3 protein-coding genes are annotated in these 3,635 nt (G+C 69.1%); 1 reads left to right on the top strand and 2 read right to left on the bottom strand.

The window, feature by feature from the left end:
• Nucleotides 1–74: 74 nt before the first annotated feature.
• Nucleotides 75–947, top strand: coding sequence for an SAM-dependent methyltransferase (locus WU80_RS24295; RefSeq protein WP_055405633.1), 873 nt, complete (start codon nt 75–77; stop codon nt 945–947).
• 10 nt (nt 948–957) lie between these two features.
• Here WU80_RS24295 and WU80_RS24290 read toward each other — a convergent pair whose 3' ends face one another.
• Together WU80_RS24290 and dapA are read right to left on the bottom strand one after the other, a co-directional pair.
• A complete protein-coding gene (locus tag WU80_RS24290; protein ID WP_055405632.1) occupies nt 958–2,634 on the bottom strand; it encodes a ribonuclease J in 1,677 nt (558 codons plus the stop codon).
• 19 nt (nt 2,635–2,653) lie between these two features.
• The gene (gene dapA / locus WU80_RS24285) at nt 2,654–3,556 is read right to left on the bottom strand and encodes a 4-hydroxy-tetrahydrodipicolinate synthase (protein ID WP_055405631.1); all 903 of its coding nucleotides are present in this window, start codon (nt 3,554–3,556) and stop codon (nt 2,654–2,656) included.
• Nucleotides 3,557–3,635: the final 79 nt, after the last annotated feature.

The raw sequence follows: 3,635 nt of genomic DNA, 5'->3' as shown, positions 1-3,635 counted from the left end.
TGTATAAGAGACAGCGCTACATCACCGGCGTCACGCTGCCCGTCGATGCCGGCTTCTTGAACAAGTAGCGGCGTATGGCACGAAATCCCGCCGCGCAGACCGCCTTCGGACCGATGGTCCTGGCGGCCGTCGAGCACAACGAGCCGCCGGCCCGCCGGCTGGTGGACGACGACCTGGCCGAGCTGTTTCTGCCGCCGCCGCTGCGGTGGTTGGTGGCCGCGACGCGGGTCGCGCCGTTGCGCCGCTTGATGATCCGCGGATCGGAATGGTCCGGCCGCGGGCTGTGGGCGAACCTGGCCTGCCGCAAGCGTTTCATCGGCGACAAGCTCGCCGAGGCGCTCGACGGCATCGACGCGGTCGTCATCCTCGGCGCCGGACTGGACACCCGCGCTTACCTTCTCACGCGGCAGGTGCGGATCCCGGTCTTCGAGGTCGACCTGCCGGTGAACATCGCCAGGAAGGTCAAGACGGTCCGGCGGGTGCTGGGCGGCCCGCCGATGTCGGTCCGCCAGGTGGCGCTGGACCTGGAGCGCGACGACCTGCTCACCGCCCTGGCCGAGCACGGCTACCGCACCGATTACCGGGCGTTCTTCATCTGCGAGGGCGTCACGCAATACCTGACGGAAGCCACCGTCAGACGGACCTTGGAGGGGTTGCGCGCCGCCGCCCCGGGCAGCCGGTTGGTATTCACCTACGTGCGCGGGGATTTCATCGACGGCACCAACCTGTACGGCACCCGCACGCTGTACCGCAGCGTGCGGCAGCGGCGGCAGTTGTGGCACTTCGGCCTGCAGCCCGAGGAAGTCGGTGCCTTCGTCGCGGAATACGGTTGGCGGCTGCTGGAGCAGGCCGGGCCCGACGAACTCGTCCGGCGTTACGTGGAACCCACCGGCCGCAAACTCACTGCCTCCCAAATCGAATGGTCGGCCTACGCGGAGAAGTTGTAGCGCCGGGCGTTCAGACCTCGATGACCGTCGGCACGATCATCGGCTGCCGCCGGTAGGTCTCGCCCACCCACTTGCCCACGGTGCGGCGGACGGCCTGCGCGATGCGGCCCGGGTCGGTGATGTTCTCGGCCACCAGCGCCTCCAGCTCGGCCTCCACCCGGCGCACGGCCGGCTCTAGCGCCTTGGGGTCCTCGGAGAAACCCCGCGAGTGCAGGTGCGGCGCGACCACCGGACGCCCGGTGCCGCGCTGGACGATCACGGTCACCGCGACGAAACCCGACGACAGGATGAGCCGCTCCCCCAGCGTGATGTCGCCGACGTCGCCGTTGATCAGCCCGTCGACGAACATCTTGCCGACCGGCACCGCCCCGGCGATCGACGCCCTGCCGGCGACCAGGTCGACGCTGACCCCGTTCTCGGCCAACAGGATTGACTCCTCGGGCACCCCGGTGCTGGCCGCCAGCTTGGCGTTGGCGCGCAGCATTCGCCAGCTGCCGTGCACCGGCATCACATTGCGCGGCCGCACGCCGTTGTAGAGGAACAACAGCTCGCCGGCGTACGCGTGCCCCGAAACATGCACGCGGGCTTGGGCATTGGTGACCACGCGGGCGCCGATCTTGGCGAGCTCGTCGATCACGCCGTAGACCGCCTCCTCGTTGCCCGGGATCAGCGACGACGCCAGGACGATGAGGTCCCCCGCGGTCAGCGTGATGCTGCGGTGCTCGCCGCGCGACATCCGCGACAACGCCGACATGGGCTCGCCCTGGGTGCCCGTGGTGATCAGCACCACCCGCTCGGGCGGCATCAGCTCGGCCGCGCCGATGTCGATCACGTCGGAATCGGCCACCCGCAGGAACCCGAGCTCGCGGGCGATGCCCATGTTGCGCACCATCGAGCGCCCGACGAACGAGACGCGCCGGCCCAACGCGACCGCGGCGTCGATGATCTGCTGCACGCGGTCGACGTTGGAGGCGAAGCACGCCACGATGACGCGGCCCTCGGCGCCGCGGATCAGGCGATGCAGCGTCGGACCCACCTCGCTTTCCGACGGCCCCACGCCGGGGATCTCGGAGTTGGTCGAGTCGCACAGGAACAGGTCCACGCCCGCGTCCCCGAGGCGGGACAAGCCGGGCAGGTCGGTGGGCCGGCCGTCCAGGGGCAGTTGGTCGAGCTTGATGTCGCCGGTGTGCAAGACGGTGCCCGCGCCGGTGTGGACGGCGATCGCCAGCGCGTCCGGGATGGAGTGGTTGACGGCGAAGTATTGGCACTCGAAGACGCCGTGGGTGCTGCGCTGCCCCTCGGTCACCTCGACGAAGACCGGTTTGAGCCGGTGTTCACGGCATTTCGCGGCGACCAGCGCCAGGGTGAACTTGGACCCGACGACCGGGATGTCCGGGCGCAGCTTGAGCAGGAACGGGATGCCGCCGATGTGGTCCTCGTGCGCATGGGTGAGCACCAGCGCCTCGATGTCGTCGAGCCGGTCTTCGATGTGGCGCAGGTCCGGCAGGATCAGGTCCACCCCGGGCTCGTCGTGGGTGGGGAACATCACCCCGCAGTCGATGATCAGCAACCGGCCGAGATGCTCGAAAACGGTCATGTTGCGGCCGATTTCGCTGATACCGCCCAGCGCGGTGACCCGCAACCCACCATTCGTCAACCGACCAGGAGGGGTGAGGTCTACATCCACTTACGGTCCACCCTTTGGGTCATCGGAGCACCGACGCCGCGCGCATATCGGCGGCCAGCGCATCGATCTGCTCGGGCGTCGCGGGCATTTGCGGCAGGCGAGGATCGCCAACCTCGATGCCCTGCAGGCGAAGCCCCGCCTTGGACAACGTGACGCCGCCCAGCCGGCTCATCGCGTCACACAGCGGGGCGACGGTCGTGTTGATCTTCCGCGCGGTGGCGATGTCGCCGGAAGCGAAGGCGGACAACATTTCTCGGAGATGACCCGCGGCCAGATGGGAGATCACGCTGATGAAGCCGGTGGCGCCCATGGCCAGCCACGGCAGGTTCAGCGCGTCGTCACCGGAGTAGTACGCCAGCCCGGTCTCGGCGATGATCTGGCCGCCGGCGTGCAGGTCGGCCTTGGCGTCCTTGATTCCCACGATGTTCGGGTGGGCGGCCAGCGCGCGGATGGTCGCGGTCTCGATCGGTATCACCGAACGCGGCGGGATGTCGTAGAGCAGCACCGGCAGGTCGGTGGCGTCGGCGATGGCGGTGAAATGCGCGATGAGCCCGCTCTGCGGCGGCTTGGAGTAGTAGGGCGTCACCACCAGCAATCCGTGCGCGCCCTCCGCCGCGCAGGCCTTTGCCAGGCGAACGCTGTGAGCGGTGTCATAGGTGCCCGCGCCGGCGATGACGCGCGCGCGGTCGCCGACGGCCTCCAGCACGACGCGCACCAGTTCCCGCTTCTCGTCATCGGTGGTGGTGGGCGACTCGCCGGTGGTTCCGGAGACCACCAGGCCGTCGCATCCGGCGTCTACCAGGTGGTTCGCCAACTGCGCCGCGGCCGCGGTGTCGAGCGAACCGTCGGGAGCAAACGGCGTCACCATCGCGGTCAGGACGGTTCCCAACCGTGCCGGGGCGTCGAATCCGACGGTGCTCACGGTCTTTAGGTTACCTGGCGGCGGCAAGGTCTTTAGTAACGGCGCGGGCCTGCCACGGCCGCCGGGAATCAGGCCTCGG

It is taken from the genome of Mycobacterium sp. UM_11, from assembly GCF_001414075.1.
Taxonomy (GTDB): domain Bacteria; phylum Actinomycetota; class Actinomycetes; order Mycobacteriales; family Mycobacteriaceae; genus Mycobacterium.
This window is presented reverse-complemented; position numbering and strand designations above follow the sequence as displayed.

What these genes read in the sequence shown, in the direction of transcription:
- WU80_RS24295 (WP_055405633.1), top strand. Translation starts at nt 75, where the DNA reads ATGGCACGAAATCCCGCCGCGCAGACCGCCTTCGGACCGATGGTCCTG.